The sequence below is a fragment of the Clostridium sp. AF19-22AC genome, from assembly GCF_003479085.1.
Taxonomy (GTDB): domain Bacteria; phylum Bacillota; class Clostridia; order Lachnospirales; family Lachnospiraceae; genus Faecalicatena_A; species Faecalicatena_A orotica.
The window spans coordinates 92,759-111,386 of record NZ_QUGN01000003.1 but is presented as its reverse complement, the minus strand read 5'-3'; the positions used below and the strand labels follow the sequence as shown (position 1 = coordinate 111,386).

The window sequence follows — 18,628 nt, the reverse complement described above, 5'->3', positions numbered from 1 at the left end:
ACTTGCATGGAGATTATTTCATGTAAGAATATTATTTTTAAAGAAATTACGGGGAGCACGGCATTTTGCTGCGCTCCCCATTCATGTTATTGATTACTTTGTAAATATTCAAAAACCTTTTCCGCTGACTTTCCGGATTCCTGATTTCCCAGACCGTCAAGATGTTTTTGGATATCAGCCAGATACTGACTTTCATCAAAATGTTCTATGGCTGCAGTCAGTTCCTCGGTATTCTCTGAGAGGGGGAAAGGCCATGTATGGATATCCGTGTAGAATCCCCTGGAAAGGTCATAGTGGTCCAGATCTGTTGCAAAAAGGAAGCACGGTCCCTTCTTTAGAGAAAAGTCCCACATGGAGGAGGAATAATCTGTAATCAGGACATCAGAAGCATATAACAATTCCTGCATGTCAGGATATCCGGATGCGTCGATATAATCGTCAGATTCCGGAAGCTGGTTCATGACAAAATAATGCATCCGGTAAAGGACTGACCAGCTACCCCCGAAGCGCCTGCTCAAGGCCTGTTTTACTTTTGGACAGTCAAACAGATATTCGGAAGCCTTTTTTGAATCCCGGTAAGTCGGGGCATATAAAAGGATGTGGTTTTCAGCAGGAATATGATAGAAATCTTTGATTTTCATGTACAGGTCATCACGGTCCTGCCGTACAAGCATATCATTTCTCGGCATGCCGAAGGCGAGAACTTTTCCGGTATGTTGAAAGCTTTCTTTCAGGGTCATTTCGGTGAAGGCTTTTGAACTTGAGAGATAGATGCAGGGATTTTTACGTGCTATTGCGGCCCGTTTCTGCTTGCCGGAAGTTTCCTTCTGGTAGGCGGCACCGACTTTTTTGTAAGCGCCTCCGCCATGCCATGTGTTGATCAGCGTCTGTTTTCCGGTGAGCGGGAACCATGCTGGTATCTCAGAGTTTGTAATAATATATCTGGAAGTCAGGCAGATTCTTAAAAAGGGAAGGGAAAGGTACTTTGTAACTTTAATCCCTTTTTCCTCCAAAAATAAGAATTTTTCAGGCTGTACAAAAGCCCATACGATTTCATAATCAGGAGCATACTCCAGCATGTATTCACAGATGTATTTGGGGTTGCAGGAATACTGCGAACCAAAGTAGCTGAAGAAAACCACCCTTTTTGCGTGCTGCCTGCCAACGGAAAGTATTTTAAGAAGATGGCGCAGCATACGTGCCATAATAGTTTGTAAATAATCGGACATTTATGATTTCCTTTCTGAACGGTATCTGAATTATAGTGTATTGTCGTGCCCTTCGTGGTTTCAGTGAGGCTTAAGTAACGATAAAATTATACGCCTATCATACCATATGTTCAAAGGAATTCTCAAATATTTGAGAAATTATTTCATGGCAATTGTGTTTTTAAAAAGACACATTTAAGCGGTAATTACAAAAAGGGGTAGAAAAAATCGACCACAAATGATAAGATAAACCATGTCTGATCTATATGTCTGAGTCAGGAAAGGAATGTAGCATGTCCAGAAAATATTGTTTTTTTACAGCGAATTACCTGCCTAAACTGGGCGGTGTTGAAATATATACAAAATGTCTCGCAAAGGCTTTGGTAAAGAGAGGGGATTTTGTCACTGTTATTACTTGCGGAGAAGGGAAAAAAGTTGAGAAGGTAATGGAAGAAGGAATCAGGCTGATTAAGCTTCCTAGTTTTCAGACTTGTAATGGGAGACTGCCTCTTATAAATTACAACAGTCATTTTCGCAGTTTTTATAAATATATCATAAAATGCCAGTTTGACTTAGTGATTGTACAGACGAGATATTACCCCTTATCACTGTTTGGTGCAAAATACGCAGCAAAGAAAAGGATACCCTGCATTTTATTAGATCACTCAACGGCCCATCTTGACTTCGGGAAGGGAATCGTGAACAAGGGGTTTGAACTATACGAACATATCATGACATCGATCATAAAGCGTTCACAATGCAGTTTTATGGGAGTGTCACAGGCCTGCAATGACTGGCTGCTGCATTTTGGAATTACGACGGAGGGTATCTTATATAATTCAGTAGAAGAATCCGTCTGCAAAATGGAACCGCAAAATATTTATGAACAATATAATATTCCAAACAAAGCACAGATCATTTTATATGCGGGAAGATTGTTAAAAGAAAAGGGGATTGAAAAATTAGTAGAAGCAGTTTCAAAATTGGAGGACAAGTATCCTGACCTGTATCTGGTTGTTGCGGGTGATGGAGATTTGTACGAGAAACTTTCAAAAGCTGAGAATAGTCACTGCTTATATCTTGGGAGGCTGAAGCATGAGGATGTATTAAAGCTCATGAAGGAAGCCATGATTTTTTGCCTCCCAACAGATTATCCAGAAGGATTTCCAACATCTGTTCTCGAGGCGGCGATTTGTAAATGTTATATTATAACGACAACGGCCGGAGGGTCAAAAGAGCTGATAACAAGTCTGGAATATGGTACCATAATTCCGAAGGGACAGAGCGCTGATGTTTTGAAATCTTCTATCGACAAGGTTCTGGGAGATCCAAAGATGAGGCTGGGTGCAGTGGAAAAGAGTTATAATAAAGTATTAGATAGATTTACCTGGGATGACCGTGCCAGAGAGGTGGAAGAAATAACAAAAGCAAAGAAAGGGATTTAAGATGCAGAATGAATTGTTGATCGTGATACCTGCGTACAATGAGGAAGAGAATATAGAAAGTGTAGTGACTTATATTACAAATAATTATTCAGAGTATGATTATGTCGTTGTAAACGATGGTTCTAAAGACAGAACAGCAGAAATCTGCAGGGAAAAGGGATATGAGCTTTTAGATTTGCCTACCAATCTGGGACTGGCAGGTGCATTTCAGGCGGGACTTAAATATGCTTATGTGAAGGGCTACCAGTATGCAATACAGTTTGATGCTGATGGACAGCATAGGCCTGAGTTTATCAAGGCTATGTTGGATCGAATAAAAGAAGGATATGATATTGTGATTGGATCTCGCTTTTTAAATCAGAAGAAGGGGAAAAGTTTGCGGATGGCCGGCAGCAAGATCCTGACAGTTGCTATTAAAATGACAACAAAAGTGAGGGTTTCAGATCCAACTTCAGGTATGAGAATGTTCTCACGCCCAATGATAAAAGAGTTTGCACAGAATCTGAATTATGGGCCGGAACCGGATACGGTTTCCTATCTTCTGAAGAACGGAGCGAAGATTTCAGAGGTTCAGGTAAAAATGGAAGAAAGACAATTCGGAGAGAGTTATTTGAATTTGACGGGATCTGCGAAGTATATGCTGAAGATGTTGATTTCTATTCTGTTCGTGCAGAATTTTAGGAAAAGAGGTTAGATTATGACTTTTTTAATTAGAATACTATTGATTATCAGTGCAATATTGATGCTCGTTTTTATGCTGAAAAGAATTCGTCAGTCGAAACTTAAAATTGAGTATACCATATTTTGGATAGCCTTCTCAACGCTTCTTGTTTTGATGGGGATATTTCCTAAGGTCTTTTACAGAATATCCGGCCTGATCGGATTCCAGTCTCCAATCAGCATGGTATTTCTTGTGATTATTTTTGTGCTGATTGTCAAGATGTTTTTCATGACAATACAGATATCACAATTAGAAAACAAAGTGGATGCGCTTGCACAGCAGATTGCAATAGACCGTAAGATTGATAAGGATGCTGAGAAGGAATAGAAAATGCTATGAAAGAATATATCGTTTGTTTTATATTTTGGATGTTATTCACTGTATTTTTAGTACTATTGGGAAAAGCAGCTGCGGGAGAGAAGAAAAGTGAGTCACATTTTCTGACAACCGGATATCTGGTTTATAGCTTTCCTGTTGCTGTCTGTGGGCTTATTGTACAGTTTTTAAACCTTCCCTGGATTGTATTTGCAGGCTGTATGGCTGTAATATGGGTGGTATTGTGCGGATATATTATATACGTCCGTAAAAAAAAGGATGCAGAATTATTTCATATTAAATTAGGGCTTTATATAAGAGAAAATTGGATTCTCTATGTGATACTGGCAGCTTTTACAGTAATGCTGTTTTTTTATTTTAGAGGGTTCTGGCTTGGGAATCATTTGGATGACGGTTATTATATTACTAAAGTAGCCACTCTTCCATATACAACAACTGGTTATGCAACGAATTATGCGGTAGGGGTAGGAAAAAGCGGTTTTGATTCTTACCTTCTAAATACATGGGAATTGGAGGCATCCGTTTATGTGAAGCTGCTGGGAGTAAATCCCGCACTTTTTTTAAGACTTTTCCAGTCAGTCTTTTATTACTTCCTATTTCTAAATGTTGTAAAAGGCTTCGCGGAAAATATATTAAAGAAATTAAACGTGAAGATAAAATCCTCACTTATTCAATTTCCAGTATTGATTACACTGTTATTTGGAATGTACTATATTTTTCTGTTTTCATACAATATACTACCGCTCCGTGACACCTTTCATTTCAATACAGGAATGTTTTTGGGCGCAACTATGCCCAAAATGCTTGGGATTATCCTATTGCTGTTCTATTTTACAGAAGTTTGCAGGATCAATTTAAAGATGATCCTAAGTGTTGCGGCAATCTCTCTTGTCATGATTTCAAAAACTACGATTGTTTTGCCGGTTCTCATCGTTACTGCGATTTCTTATTTTATTGTAAGCCTTTTGATGAACTATGGAAAAAAAGAAAAAGTTTTTGCAGTGGCTGTACTGCTGCTTTATTGTGTGGCTGGCTTTATTCTGCCGGGCTCGGCAGGATGTCAGGAGACACTATATGCAGATGTTCGGCAAAGCCTGCATTCCCCTGTGGTGGTTGTCAGTCTGGTTATCTTCCTCGGCAGTTTCCTGTTAAAAGAACGGGTGATAAACAAAATAAACGGGGTTATTATACTGATTGCGGCATGCATGATAATCCCGCAAGTGAATGATATTTTTGAACAGGCATCTGTATATCGCTTTGTTTCCGGGCGGGCATGGACAACGTGGATATATACGCTTATCATCCTGAGCTCCATATATTTGTGTGTGGTTTTTTTTAAGCTGAAGGCAAAAGAAAGATTCATTAAGGCTGGATATCTTGTTATTGGAATGATTCTTATGGCAGGAATTCCTTACGGGTTTAATAAAACCGGAGATACACTTGTGCCCGGAGATCCGGTAGCGGAAACCGATGTGAAAAATAGCATTAAAGTAATATTGGGTAATAAATATTTTATGCCTGAATCTACAATAAAATTGGGAGAAGAACTGGAAAAACTGACAAAGGAGTCAGGAGAGAAATTGTATGTGGTAACGCCAAACTGGGTTTACCCGAATGGAGCCATGCATGGTCTTTCAGTTATGATCAGGACCTATGCCCCGGATATTGTTTCGGTTTCTGCGGTGGAACGTTTTCCGGTTAATAACGGTTCTCCGGCAGCATCATTTGAGCAGGAGAAATATATGCAGTTTTCGTCGGATCCAAACGAGGAGAGCAGTGAAGCATTTAAGGAGCAGGCAGATGCGGCTGGTGTGAACTGCATTGTCAGCCAGAATGAGGCGTGTACAGAATGGCTGGAAGACATGGGATATGTATTGTACTCGGAAATAGAGGAGGGGCCGTATTATATATGGTATAGATAGCACCGCCCCGGATATTGCCTTTATCCTTGCTATTTTCAAACTGCAATGCTATACTATATCAGGATATTTTGTCGATGGGCAGGGAGGATTATTGTGTCAGGTTATATTAAGAATTTTTTGAAATTTCAGCCATTGCTGTCAGAGCTGGTGGCGAGAGATATAAAGATAAAGTACAGGCGGTCCGTACTTGGGGTATTGTGGACTTTATTGAATCCACTGTGTATGATGATCATTCTGTCTATTGTTTTTTCGAACATTTTTAAGTTTGATGTGGAAAATTTTCCATTGTATGTATTGAGCGGACAGGTTATATTTAACTTCTTTAATGATTCGACAACCAGTTCGATGTCATCAATCATCAGCAGCGCATCGCTGATTAAGAAAGTGTATGTCCCGAAATATTTGTTTGTATTATCAAGAGTTGTATCTAGTTTTATAAATCTGTTGGCATCGTTCACGGCTCTTTTACTTGTTATGGTGGCAACACGTGCAGAACTGCATTATACTGCATTTTTATCTGTCATACCTCTTATGATGGTGGTAGGTTTTTCTCTGGGGGTTGGACTGATACTGGCGGCGTTAACTGTTAAGTTCAGGGACATTATACATCTGTATTCTGTATTTACAACTGGCCTGATGTACCTGACACCTGTCATCTATCCGATGTCCATCCTGCCGGAGAAAATCAAAATCATTGTAATGATCAATCCGCTGACCAACTATCTGATTATGTTCCGTGATCTTATGATGGGAAATACACTGCCGTCTCTGTCATCATTTTTGATTGGACTGGCAGAAGTAGCAGCAGCGCTTTTACTGGGCGTTTATGTGTTTTATAAGAATCAGGATGAGTTTATTTTAAATTTATAGGAGCTGTGATATGGAAAATGATACAATTGTAAAAGCCGAACATGTATCTATGAAATTCAATCTGTCTTCAGAAAAATTTGACAGTTTCAAAGAATATGTGATTAAGAGTATTAAAAGACAGGTTAGTTACGATGAGTTCTGGGCTCTGAAGGACGTTTCTTTTGAAGTAAAGAAAGGAGAGTCTCTCGGCCTGATTGGTTTGAATGGTAGTGGGAAGAGTACAATGCTCAAGACAATCGCCGGTGTTCTCAAGCCTACGGAGGGGGAAGTGTCAGTGAATGGGAATATTGCTCCATTGATTGAACTTGGTGCCGGATTTGATATGGATTTAACAGCGAGAGAAAATGTATTCCTGAATGGTGCGCTTCTTGGATACAGACGTTCTCAGATGGAAGAGCAGTATGATGATATTGTAGCATTTTCTGAGCTTGCTGAATTTATGGATGTTCCCGTTAAGAATTTCTCATCTGGTATGGTATCCAGGCTTGCATTTGCAATAGCAACCATCGGGACACCGGATATCCTGATTGTGGATGAGGTATTATCAGTTGGTGATTTCCGTTTTCAGGAAAAATGTGCGGACCGCATTCAAAAGATGCGGGATCACGGCACTACGATTTTATTTGTATCTCATAGTCTGGAACAGGTGCTGAGTATATGCAACAGGATAGTATGGCTTGAAAGAGGTCATTTGAAAATGTTTGGGGATGCTGAGGAAATTTGTAAAATTTATGCGGAATCATAAGTAAAGGAACACGTAAAATGAAGAAAAAGATAAAAATGGCCGTTTTATTTGTCGTAATTACAGTATTGGTTTTTTTATACGCACATATTGATAAGAACAGGTATTTGTATGACACGAATACTCCATCTGAGGATTATGTAAGTACGGGGGTACTGCTGGAGGGAGAACTCATTACCCAGACATTTGTTTGTGAAGAAGAAATACTGGATGGTATCAATCTGAAATCGACCATCGTTGGCAGCGCGGAAAATGTTGCTTTGGAATATGCTGTGCAGGATAATGGGACGAATGAGATTATAGGTGGTACAATACAGGGAACGGAAATAAAAAACAATAAGTTCAATAAGTATAAATTTCAACGTATAAGCGGTACAAAGGGAAGAGAATATACGATTATTCTGAAAGCAACCGGTACCGATGAAAACAATGGAATTAGTTTTTATGTGGACCCGGCAGAAAACAGGCAGGATACTTTGTTCATAAAGGATCAAAAGAGTCAGGGGACTTTGGTGGCTAGAACGTTAAGTCATAGATTTGATCTGGAGACATTTATTGTATTGTTGGGATTTGTAGCATTTGTCACTGGATTTATAAAGGTACTGTATAAATTATTTAAGTAAGGAGTTAAAATGAAGAACAGATTTGCAGTCACTGCATGTAGATTTCATGCGAAACATAAAAATAAACTACTGATTATGGGGTGGTTCTGGAATAATCTGAAGAATGATAATAAATTATATGTACTGTTGGATAAAAAAAGGCTGCGGGTTGATATAGAAGAAAGGGATATGTTTATGAGCGAACTGCGCAGCAAAGATGGAAAGCTCATAACGAAGCAGTATTATCTTTGGGTGGATCTTCCAAAGGACTGGAAAGCAGCGAAAAAATTGCGGGTTATTAATGACTATGGCACCAAAAGAGATGTTTCCTGTATGCTCACAATTGATCGGCTGAAGAGGATTGAAGGAAAGCTCCCGAAGTACATTGACAAAGGAATCGTTACAGAAAGTGGGTTTAGCATTTCTGGCTGGTACATTGACACGGATCATGTAAAGATTGGTTTTTATGACATGGATGGGAAGCAATATCCAGTTACAATGGTTTCTAAAAGACGCAGTGATGTACTTCGGCTCTATCCAGAAGTCGAAGAGGAAGATGTCGTAGGATTTACTGCATCTTATAAAGGTGAAGTGCCCAAGAAAGTAAGAGTACATCTTCAGTCAGACTCAAAGAAGACAGATTATGTTATGCCACTGCGTATGTCAGCCTTAGAGAAAAAGGGGGCCGGGCTTAAGAAGGGATTTGAAAAGGCAAAAGGCTATTACCATCAATATGGGGCAGGGTCTACAATTAAGAAGATTCTTGGGAAGATTACAAAGCGTGATAATATCAGTTACAGAGAATGGTATAAGGCACAGACTCCTTCAAAAGCGGCTCTAGCAGAGCAGAGGAGAAAAAAATTCTCCTATATGCCAAAGATTTCTATTGTTGTCCCATTATACAAGACACCTGAAAACTATCTCAAAGAGATGATAGAATCTGTAAAAGAGCAGACATATTCCAATTGGGAATTATGTCTTTCAGACGGCAGCGGGAGTGATTCACCAATTAAGAATTTACTGAAGACTTATGAAAAAGAGGATAAGCGAATTAAGGTGGTTTATCATAACAAATCCCTTCATATTTCAGATAATACAAATGCAGCACTGGAGATTTCCACAGGTGACTATATTGCATTTGCGGATCATGATGACCTGCTGGCCCCAAATGCACTGTATGAATGTGTATCTGAATTGAATAAGGATCAAAATATAGAAATTCTATATACAGACGAAGACAAAGTGGACATGAAGGGAAAAGAACATTTCATGCCACATTTTAAGACAGACTTCAATATCGACATGCTTAGGAGTGCAAATTATATTTGCCATCTGTTTATAGTAAAACGGGAGATATATGAGAAGGCAGGTATGCTGAATCATGAGTTTGACGGGGCACAGGATTATGATTTTGTATTACGTTGTGTAGAGCAGACAGACAACATCCGGCATATACCAAAGATCTTATATCACTGGCGCGCGCATAAGAATTCAACGGCCGAGAATCCGGAAAGTAAGAAGTATGCATTCAGAGCCGGAGCGAAGGCGATTCAGGCTCATTATGACAGAACCGGAATACAGGCAGAAGTGAAGATGACGCCATATGACGGGCTGTACCGCACCAGGTATATTTTGAAAGACTCCCCCCTTGTTTCCGTAGTGATACCTAATAAAGATCATACGGAGGATCTGGATAAATGTATTCGTTCATTGGAAGAAAAAAACAAATATACGAATATTGAGTACATTATTGTTGAAAACAACAGCACGGATCCAGAGACATTTGTATATTACGAGAAACTGGAAAGTAAGTACCCGAAGGCAAAGGTCGTTAAATGGGATAAAGAAGGTTTTAACTATCCGCTGATCAATAACTTTGGCGTAGAACATGCAAACGGTGACTATATCCTTTTCTTAAATAATGATACGGAGATTCTGGTGGAAGATTGTATAGAAGAAATGATGGGATATTGTATGCGTGAGGATGTCGGGGCAGTGGGAGCAAGGCTGTACTATGAAGACAATACCATACAGCATGCAGGTGTCATAGTAGGGCTTGGTGGTATTGCCGGTCACGCATTTGTCGGATATGATCAGGATGATCCGGGATATTTCAGAAGAATCGTGACTGCACAGGATTACAGCGCTGTAACAGCTGCCTGTATGTTGGTGAAACGGAAGGTATTTGAAGAAGTTGGCGGTTTTGATGAGAAATTTGCTGTAGCATTTAATGACGTTGATTTTTGCCTGAAGATACGAAAGGCTGGATATCTGATCGTCTATACTCCTTATGCAGAATTAAAGCATTATGAATCCAAGTCCAGAGGATATGAGGATACGGATGAAAAAGTGAGGAGATTTAACTCAGAGATCGAACTGTTTTCGAAAAGATGGGCCGACTTTCTGGAAAAAGGAGATCCATACTATAGTCCGAACCTGACATTGGATAAGAACGATTTTAGCATTAACGTGCATATGCGGTAGAATTAAAAATAAGGACGGCATGATTCGGATGGCGAGTTATGCCGTCCTTATTTCTAGTTTGCTTCTCAGAATCATTAATTTGCTGTAAATGTTCCCTCCCGATACTCCTGAGGCGTACACTTGTAAGCCCTCTTGAAACTTTCCCTGAAGCTATAAGCTGTGGAATAGCCCAAATAATCCGATATCTGGTCAACTGAATTATTTCTGTCTTTCAGGTAAACCGCAGCATAGCGCATTTTAATACAGGTTAAGTTCTCACGAAAATTTTTCCCTGTAAATTTTTTCAAGACCCGGGACATATGCCGTTCGCTATAGCCAAAAAAGCCGGATAACTCTGTGATAGTCAAATGCTGGTAATGCTGCTGCATGTAATTTAGTATCATAGCAATTGCATGAACCTTGTCGCTTGTATCATCCCCGTACACAACGGCACTGACCGCATGCAGATCAATCAGTCTTGAGAAAATAAGGGACAGGGAGGCTGTCTTAGTTTTATCATGATATCTGTGGTATGGGGATTTTTCCTCCATAAGGCTAAACATGACACTTTGTATGATACTATCATTCTTTGTCCGAAAAAGGATATATGTGTTTGTTTTATACTGGAAGAGTACATTATGAAAGAAGGAATATAAGATATCTTCCTGATCAAAGTCATGAAAAAAAGTATCTGTAAAGGTCATGCTGCGGATCATGACATTGATAATCCTGCATTCGTCTGAAAAAGCGGAAATCGCATGACGCGTATTGGGGGCAAGGATCAGTAGATCTCCTTTTTGAAGCTCTAATTTTTGATTTCCAGAATAATTGATACAAGAACCTTCGGCTATATATACAAGTTCAAAAAAAGTATGGCTGTGTGAAAGCAGAGGCAGATAATTTGGCGGAATCATTGCATAAATATCTGTCTGGTAATAATCCAGAATATTATCAGATAAAATATCGTTGTTTGGATGTGCTACAGACCAGACTTTGTCATGTGCGTACGGAGAGTCCTCCTGCGTAATTATCTTTTCAAACTCTTCTACTTCCATAGGCAGTGACCAGTCGCAGTCATTATAGAGTTTATAGATTTTTTTATTATATTCCTCTTCTTTTAAAAGCGTATCTGAGAGTTCATATATTGTTTCTGATTTTAAGCTTATCATAAGTCCGTCCCCCTTTATGGAAAGTATAGCAAAGGCATAAAAGGGCGTAAAGTGAAAACATTTATAATGTCCGAAAAGTAGCCCCGCTTGTCTGCAAATAATCTCGTTTCCGTATAAACTATTTGTTATTCTCTTAATATCAAAAAAAGAAATGGAGAAGAAAATATGAATCAGGACAAAGTAACACTTAAAGAAAAGATTTCTTATGTGGCTGTAAATCTTGGGAATATTCCAATTACCACTTTAGCGAGCAGCTTCCTGCTAATCTTCTATACTAATGTGTGCGGAATGAATCCGGCGGCCTGTGCTACGTTATTTTTAGTCGCACGTGTATTGGACGGTTTGAATGACCCGTTCGTTGGTTTTGTAATTGACCATTTACCAAATACGAAATACGGGCATTTTAGGCCGCCTCTGATTGTTGGTACAATTCTTTGCTCGTTGAACTTTCTATTATTATGGTTCGGACCAATGATGGCACCGTCAGGTAAACTGGTTATTGCTTATATTTCTTATTTGCTGTTGGGCGTATTGTTTCCTGTTATGGATATCTCATTAAACAGTATGCTCCCTGTTATGACGACAGATATGAAAGAAAGAAATGCATTAAGTTCTATCAAAGGTACATTTTATATGCTCGGGGTATTGGCAATCAGTACTGCAGCGCCGCTGATTTTGGGCGATACTTCTAACAGGGCAGGGTATGTGAGATTGATTTTAATTGTAGTCGTATTGGTAGTTGTCTTATCGATAGGTGGTGCATTAGGGCTAAAGGAGAGGGTAAAACCAAAACCGGGCAAAGGCTATAAGGTAACAGACTTATTCAAAGTGATTACTTATAAGCCAATCTGGGCAACATTTTTGTCTTCATTGCTTTATATGACTGGCTTTACAATTATAAACACAGTAAATACATATTATTTCACTTACATACTGGGGAATTTTACAATGTTCAGTGTAGTTTCGCTGGTGCAGACGGCAGCGATTTTCCCGGCGATGCTCCTTACAGGGAAATTAATTGAATCTATAGGGAAAAAGAAACTGTATATTATCGGACTGTTAACATTCGGAGTACTTCCTGTTGTTCGTATGCTGAATGTAACAAGCATCCCGCTGCTGATTGTGGCCGCACTTTTGATCGGGGCAGGACAGGGGATCTGTATGCCGCTTATGTATGGCATCCAGGCGGATAATACAGATTATGTTGAAGTAGAAACAGGAAAGAGAATGGAAGGGGCGATTGCTTCTTTATCTAGTTTTATTACTAAATTTGCAATGGGTGTCGGGGGAGCTATCCCAGGTTATATTCTGGCAGCAGCAGGGTTTGATGCGAGCCTGCAGGTACAGCCTGACAGTGTAAATACAGTCATCGTTCTTTGCCTTGGTCTGTTCCCGGCAGTCTTCTCACTCATCGGCATTCTAATTTTTGGCTTTGCCTATCCTCTGTCAAAAGAGAAACTGATAGAGCAGGTGAATTATCTGCAGATGAAAAGAAAAGAACAGAATTCATAAACAGAAAGGGAGACTGACATGGGAAATTTAAGGATTCACCAAATAACAGTAGAGCATATGAACCAGCCGGTAGGAATTGACAGTACATGTCCCAGATTCTGCTGGAAGTTAGAAAATAACATTGATAGTAATGTGATGCAGCAGGCATATCAGATTATCATCAGTACTGTAGACAGTGTGGTCGTCTGTGACACTGGAAAATGTGTATCACAGCGGAGCATTGAAATTATAGCAGAAGGTTTTGAAGCAAAACCTAAAACTAGATATGAAGTAAAAATTAAAGTATGGGATTCTATAAATAATTACGCAGAAAACAAAACTTATTTTGAGACAGGATTTTTGAATGAAAAATGGAAAGCATCATGGTATGAGCCGGTTCAGGTACCAACAGAATCCAGTGCTGACTTTGATGGAGAGATGGACTTCGAAATCGGCCAGCATTCTGATCCGAATCGTGATTATAAGGAATTTCAGCCAGTTCAGTACATTCGCATTCCTTTCACAGTAGGAAAACAGGTTGAAAGTGCAAGAATCTATATGACGACTCATGGTGTATATAAACTGCAGGTGAATGGGTATCTGGCTGATGAGCGGGAATTCGCCCCGGATAATACAGCATATCAGAAATTTTTACAATATCAGACTTATGATATCACTTCTAACCTGACAAAGGGAAGGAATGTGATCGGCATCAGAATTGCCGACGGATGGTGGTGCGGCCGCATCGGGGCAACCGGTGACAGCTGCCAGTATGGTAATAAACTGGGCCTGTTGATTCAGACAGAGATTCTATATACAGATGGAACAAAAGAAATATTTACCGGGAAAAATGGGGTATCGGCTACAGGGCCTTTAATATTCTCAGACATCTTTGTGGGTGAAAAGTATGATGCGACGAAAGAACTGTCCGGATGGGAGTTCCCCGACTATGATGATAAAGAATGGAAATCGTTAAATAAGGCCGAATATTCATTTGATAATTTATTTGGTCAGTATGGGGAACCTGTCAGGGTAGTCAGAGAATTACGGCCTTTACAGATAATTCATACACCAGCCGGTGAAACGGTACTTGATGTGGGACAGGTACTTGCGGGAAAAATCGAGTGGACCGTAACAGCTGAGGCAGGCAGACTTATTAAGTTTGAACATTCAGAAGTATTGGATAAAGAAGGAAATTTTTATAATAATATTCTTGGCGCAAACAAAGACCAGACAGACATATATATTACAAAAGAGGGGACACAGACTCATACACCGGCATTTACCTACCACGGTTTCCGTTATGTGAAAATTACCGGGTGGCCGGGAGAACCTGAGCTGAAGGATTTCAGGGTATATGCGCTGTCCAGTTATATGGATGAGATTGGAAGCTTCGAGACTTCTGATCCACAGCTGAACCAGCTGCAGAAGAACATCGTCTGGAGCCAGATTTCGAACACACTGTCCATTCCTACGGATTGCCCGCAGAGGGAAAGGGCAGGATGGACAGGGGATATCATGGCATTTGCCCCTACGATGTGCTTTAATAGAGAAAGTAATGCATTTCTTACGCGCTGGATGCAGAGTGTAAGGGCAGACCAGCTCCCGAATGGAGCAGTGCCGGATGTTGTGCCATATATGAAGGCGTATCAGGGGGTCAACAAATTATTCGGTACAGATACAAGCTGTGGCTGGGGAGATGCGGTCATTATCGTGCCGCTTGCAGTTTACCGGGCTTATGGAGATACAAAGATTCTGGAACAGAACTATGAAGCGATGATAAAGTGGATGAATTATATTTATGACAGGACACAAAATCATCATCCGGATGATTATGCTGCATGGGACAAAACACGGCAGGAAAGAAGCAAGTATCTTTGGAACACAGATTTTCATTTTGGTGACTGGCTTGTGCCGAGTATGGTACTCGGAAACCCGGATGGTGGTGCAATGATGGATACAGCATTTGCAACAAAAGACATTGTAGCACCGGCATATTATGCATTTAGTGCGCGGAGTATGAAAGCAGTTGCAGAGGCTCTCGGAAAGAAAGAAGATGCTGCATATTATCAGGATTTATATGAAAAAATCAGAGAGGCATTTATTGAAGAATATGTAAGCGCAGAGGGACTTATTGAACCAGATCTTCAAGGCATTTATGTCATAGCTCTTAAGAATGGACTGGTTACTGATGAACTCCGACCCAAAATGGTTTTACATTTATGTGAATTGATTGAGAAAAATGGCAATTGTCTTGATACCGGATTCCTGAGTGTATTATTCCTGATGGATGTATTGTGTGAAAATGGCTGCCGGGATTATGCATACAAATTATTATACCAGAAGAAATGTCCGAGCTGGCTCTATGAAGTAGAGCATGGGGCAACGACTATGTGGGAAAGCTGGGGCGCCGTGCTGGAGGATGGTACGGTAAGTACCTATAGTTATAACCACTACGCTTTTGGATGTATTGGAGAATGGCTGTACCGTGAAATCGGCGGATTACAGGCTCTGGAACCCGGATACAAAAAAATCAGATTTGCGCCTGACCTGAAGTGCGGGCTGGAATCTGCGGGGGTATCGGAAATTACGCCCTACGGAAAGGCAATGATCCATTGGAAATTGAATCAGAACCGGGCAGAGGTAAAAGTTGAGGTCCCTGTAAATACTACGGCAGAGATCGCACTGCCGGGAATGGAAACACAGACCGTCGGAAGCGGGAAGTATATATATGAAACTGTAGTGAACTAAAAAACATCCCTGTAAGAATCAGAATTTTGTATTCCTGATTCTTACGGGGATGTCCTTCTTATTTTCTGAAAAGCTTTCGCGTAAACCAGTCTCTGGCATAGGAGAATGTATTTATGATCAATTCCAGTTCTATCATAAAGTAGTTCGGCAGATGCAGAAAACGGAAAGGAACCTTTTTCTGCTTTTTTAATGTCTGAAGACCTTCTGAAATTCCTTCCCGGTAATCTTTCCCAAACCCTGTCTTTAAGAAAAAGAGGTATTTGATACAATAACCGGCCGCCAGAGGCAGAATGTTAAGCAACAGCTGTAAAAACGGCATGTTTTTGTAATTCAGCCAGACACTGTTGCGGGCGGATAATTTTACTTTGAAGGAATTATACTTGGAGCCGCTTGTCCCGCTTCCAACATGATAAACAAGTGCTGTCGGGGAATAAATATTACGGTAGCCGTAAATCCTGGCACGGTAGCCGATATCGATATCTTCCAGATAGGCAAAGTGGTTTTCGTCAAAATAGCCGATCTTATCAAATACGGACCTCCTGTAGATGGCAGCACCGGCGCAGGCGGTAAAGATTACGGACGGTTCGGTGTAGTTTGTGACCGGGCGCCCGCTCCCCCGGCAGATTCCCCAGCCGATCAGGGTATACAGGTCCCCGGCGCTGTCGATCAGATCCGGGTGGTACATCTGTACCATCTTACTGCTGACCGAAAAGATGCGGGGTGAGCGCCGGATGGCCCTCACCAATTCCCCTACGTAATGGGCATCAACAGTGGTGTCATTATTCAGCAGGATGACATATGGGGTGTCCGCATGGCGGATTCCTTCATTGACAGCCCTGCTGAACCCGTAATTTTTGTCCAGGGCTATGACCTCTACATCCGGATAATGTTCTTTCATATAGTCAGGACTGCCGTCAGTAGAGGCGTTATCAACAACCAAAACCTTAAAATCAGTGAATGTCTGGCAGGCTAAAGAATCCAGACAAGGCTTCATAAAATGCTTTCCATTATAATTCGGAATAACGATAGTAACTTCCATGAGTGTATATCCTCGGTTTCTATAATATCTGCTTATTATATCAGAGAACGGGGTGGTATGCAATTACAGACTCGGGGTTATCTTGAATTGCGGTGCCCAATATGGTATAATGCACCAAGTTCTTAAGGAAACGCAGGAGAAAAAGATGAATATAAAAGAGTACATAAAAAATTATAAAAAAGTATTTTTATCAGCATGTCTGTTTTCGCTGCTTTGTTTTTGTTACATGCTGGTTAAACCGGGGATCTCGATTGATGAGGAAACATGGATCCAGATTGAAAAGCCGTTTGCCATGTGGCTAGTCCAGGGACGGTGGGGTATTGATATTTTTAATTTCCTTTCTATGGACCAGGGGCGTTATGCCCCGGTTATGTGGGACATACTGGCTATCCTGTCATGGAATGCGGCGGGGGTTCTGTTCAGCTATACTCTGTTTGGAGACAAGGTGAAGAAAGTCCCGTTGTTTTTCTTTCAGGCATACTTGTGTTCACTGCCGTTTGTACTGGGGGAGATGTTCTCGTTTTCCATGTTCAGCTTCCAGATCGCGCTGGGGATGCTGAGTGTGGCTGCTGCATTTCTATATAGTGTCCGGGCAGCGCAAGGCGGGGGAAAAAGGGTGTGGGTGGCTGCGCTTTTGTTTTTAGTCTATGCGTTTGCCGTATATCAGGCATATATCTGTGTCTATATCACGGCAGTGGCCGTATATTGTTTCAAGGCATATCTGGAGAAGGAAGACCATCTGGTATACCGTATCTGCTCCTGGGCGTTGCTCTGCCTTCTTGGGATAGGGATTTACTATGGTGTACATATCATATTAATGAAAGCTGTCGGGACCTCCAGTTATCTGACGGATAACTATGTCGGCTGGTTTGAGGAAGGCGGGATATTAAAGGCTCTGTTTATGGCTGTTGCCAATATTGCAAGAGTATCATTTGCAGTGCCGGTTGCCGGGGAAACGATATATGGAGGTGAAGTGATCAGAATTGTCACACTTGCCTTCCTTATCTTCGTTATATGGCAACTGGTAAAAGAAAAGGGCACTGCAAGAAAGGCAGGAGTTCTATTCTATGCTTTTGTCCTTACAGCAGCCCCGTTCGCATTGTTTCTGGCATTAGGAACTTATAAGACCCACGGCCGTGTACTTCTGGGACTGTCCCTTGCAGGGGCAGCAGAATTATATATGATGCTTATATGTATAAAGCGGGAAAACTTAAAAAAGGCCGGTATTGCAGCCGCGGCGTATCTGCTGTTTTTAAATGCAAAGAATATGAATATGCTGTTTTATTCTGCAAATGTCGCATATGAACATGACAGAACCGTAGCAAATCAGGTTATGTATGATATCAAAAAACTTGGATATGATTATCACAGCAAACCCGTTGTCTTTTTAGGAATGGAAGATATGGATGAAGTGGGCCTGCCTGTTTCGGATACTGTTGGAAGTTCTGTATTTGCATGGGATGACGGTAATATTGCAAGGATGTGCAATTTTATGAAGACAGAAGGCTACCGCGTAACAGCACCGGAACCATCTGTCATTCAGTCAGCCTTGGAACTAAAAAGCAGGATGAATATCTGGCCGCAGGAGGGAAGCATTACAGAGACAGAAGAGTCCATCATTGTATTCTTTTCTGAACCGAGTGAAAAGTGGTATACAATTAATCAGGTGGAGAGAAAATGAAGGTGAACAGGGACCACGGTTCCTGCCGTATATTGTGTTCCTATATTACGAAAATATTAAGAGAATGTTAAGCGTCTGGTAGATTTTGCTTGTCCTTTTGAAAAAAGTATTGTATCATATAACAGATAATGCAGGATATAATAAATATGTTAGATGAATGACGACAATATAAAAAACAAATATAGACG

At 40.7% G+C, this 18,628-nt stretch carries 14 protein-coding genes; 11 read left to right on the top strand and 3 right to left on the bottom strand.

The window, feature by feature from the left end; genetic code table 11:
* Positions 1-86: 86 nt before the first annotated feature.
* Positions 87-1,229, bottom strand: coding sequence for a CDP-glycerol glycerophosphotransferase family protein (locus DWX43_RS04450; protein WP_118619054.1), 1,143 nt, complete (start codon positions 1,227-1,229; stop codon positions 87-89).
* Between the two features lie 272 nt (positions 1,230-1,501).
* On the opposite strand from DWX43_RS04450, the gene DWX43_RS04445 reads away from it, so the two are divergent.
* The 8 genes from DWX43_RS04445 to DWX43_RS04410 all read left to right on the top strand — a co-directional run bounded on the left by DWX43_RS04445 (position 1,502) and on the right by DWX43_RS04410 (position 10,330).
* Positions 1,502-2,653 (top strand): glycosyltransferase family 4 protein, encoded by a 1,152-nt coding sequence (locus DWX43_RS04445; RefSeq protein ID WP_182440618.1) that lies wholly within the window; start codon positions 1,502-1,504, stop codon positions 2,651-2,653.
* Between the two features lies 1 nt (position 2,654).
* On the top strand, positions 2,655-3,347 hold the full coding sequence (locus tag DWX43_RS04440; protein WP_118619050.1) for a glycosyltransferase family 2 protein: 693 nt from the start codon (positions 2,655-2,657) through the stop codon (positions 3,345-3,347).
* 3 nt (positions 3,348-3,350) lie between these two features.
* Positions 3,351-3,701, top strand: a complete 351-nt coding sequence (locus DWX43_RS04435) for a DUF2304 domain-containing protein (protein ID WP_109729430.1) — start codon at positions 3,351-3,353, stop codon at positions 3,699-3,701.
* A gap of 8 nt (positions 3,702-3,709) precedes the next feature.
* Entirely contained in the window at positions 3,710-5,632 is a 1,923-nt protein-coding gene (locus tag DWX43_RS04430; RefSeq protein WP_118619048.1) for a hypothetical protein, read from the top strand.
* Between the two features lie 93 nt (positions 5,633-5,725).
* Complete coding sequence (locus DWX43_RS04425) at positions 5,726-6,502, top strand: ABC transporter permease (RefSeq protein ID WP_109729428.1); 777 nt, start codon at positions 5,726-5,728, stop codon at positions 6,500-6,502.
* A gap of 10 nt (positions 6,503-6,512) precedes the next feature.
* The gene (locus tag DWX43_RS04420) at positions 6,513-7,247 is read left to right on the top strand and encodes an ABC transporter ATP-binding protein (RefSeq protein WP_118619046.1); all 735 of its coding nucleotides are present in this window, start codon (positions 6,513-6,515) and stop codon (positions 7,245-7,247) included.
* A gap of 17 nt (positions 7,248-7,264) precedes the next feature.
* Positions 7,265-7,867: a hypothetical protein gene (locus DWX43_RS04415; RefSeq protein ID WP_118619044.1), complete on the top strand. Its 603-nt coding sequence runs from the start codon at positions 7,265-7,267 to the stop codon at positions 7,865-7,867.
* Positions 7,868-7,876: 9 nt separating this feature from the next.
* Positions 7,877-10,330, top strand: a complete 2,454-nt coding sequence (locus DWX43_RS04410; RefSeq protein WP_118619042.1) for a glycosyltransferase family 2 protein — start codon at positions 7,877-7,879, stop codon at positions 10,328-10,330.
* Between the two features lie 74 nt (positions 10,331-10,404).
* Here DWX43_RS04410 and DWX43_RS04405 read toward each other — a convergent pair whose 3' ends face one another.
* Positions 10,405-11,478 (bottom strand): AraC family transcriptional regulator, encoded by a 1,074-nt coding sequence (locus DWX43_RS04405; protein WP_118619040.1) that lies wholly within the window; start codon positions 11,476-11,478, stop codon positions 10,405-10,407.
* Between the two features lie 165 nt (positions 11,479-11,643).
* Between DWX43_RS04405 and DWX43_RS04400 the strand changes: the two genes are divergently transcribed.
* A complete protein-coding gene (locus DWX43_RS04400; RefSeq protein ID WP_118619038.1) occupies positions 11,644-12,990 on the top strand; it encodes an MFS transporter in 1,347 nt (448 codons plus the stop codon).
* A gap of 18 nt (positions 12,991-13,008) precedes the next feature.
* A complete protein-coding gene (locus DWX43_RS04395; protein WP_118619036.1) occupies positions 13,009-15,720 on the top strand; it encodes an alpha-L-rhamnosidase in 2,712 nt (903 codons plus the stop codon).
* Positions 15,721-15,778: 58 nt separating this feature from the next.
* Here the strand turns inward: DWX43_RS04395 and DWX43_RS04390 are convergent, their stop codons facing one another.
* A complete protein-coding gene (locus DWX43_RS04390; protein ID WP_118619034.1) occupies positions 15,779-16,759 on the bottom strand; it encodes a glycosyltransferase family 2 protein in 981 nt (326 codons plus the stop codon).
* Between the two features lie 145 nt (positions 16,760-16,904).
* Between DWX43_RS04390 and DWX43_RS04385 the strand changes: the two genes are divergently transcribed.
* Complete coding sequence (locus DWX43_RS04385; RefSeq protein WP_182440617.1) at positions 16,905-18,440, top strand: glucosyltransferase domain-containing protein; 1,536 nt, start codon at positions 16,905-16,907, stop codon at positions 18,438-18,440.
* The last annotated feature ends 188 nt before the right edge of the window (positions 18,441-18,628 follow it).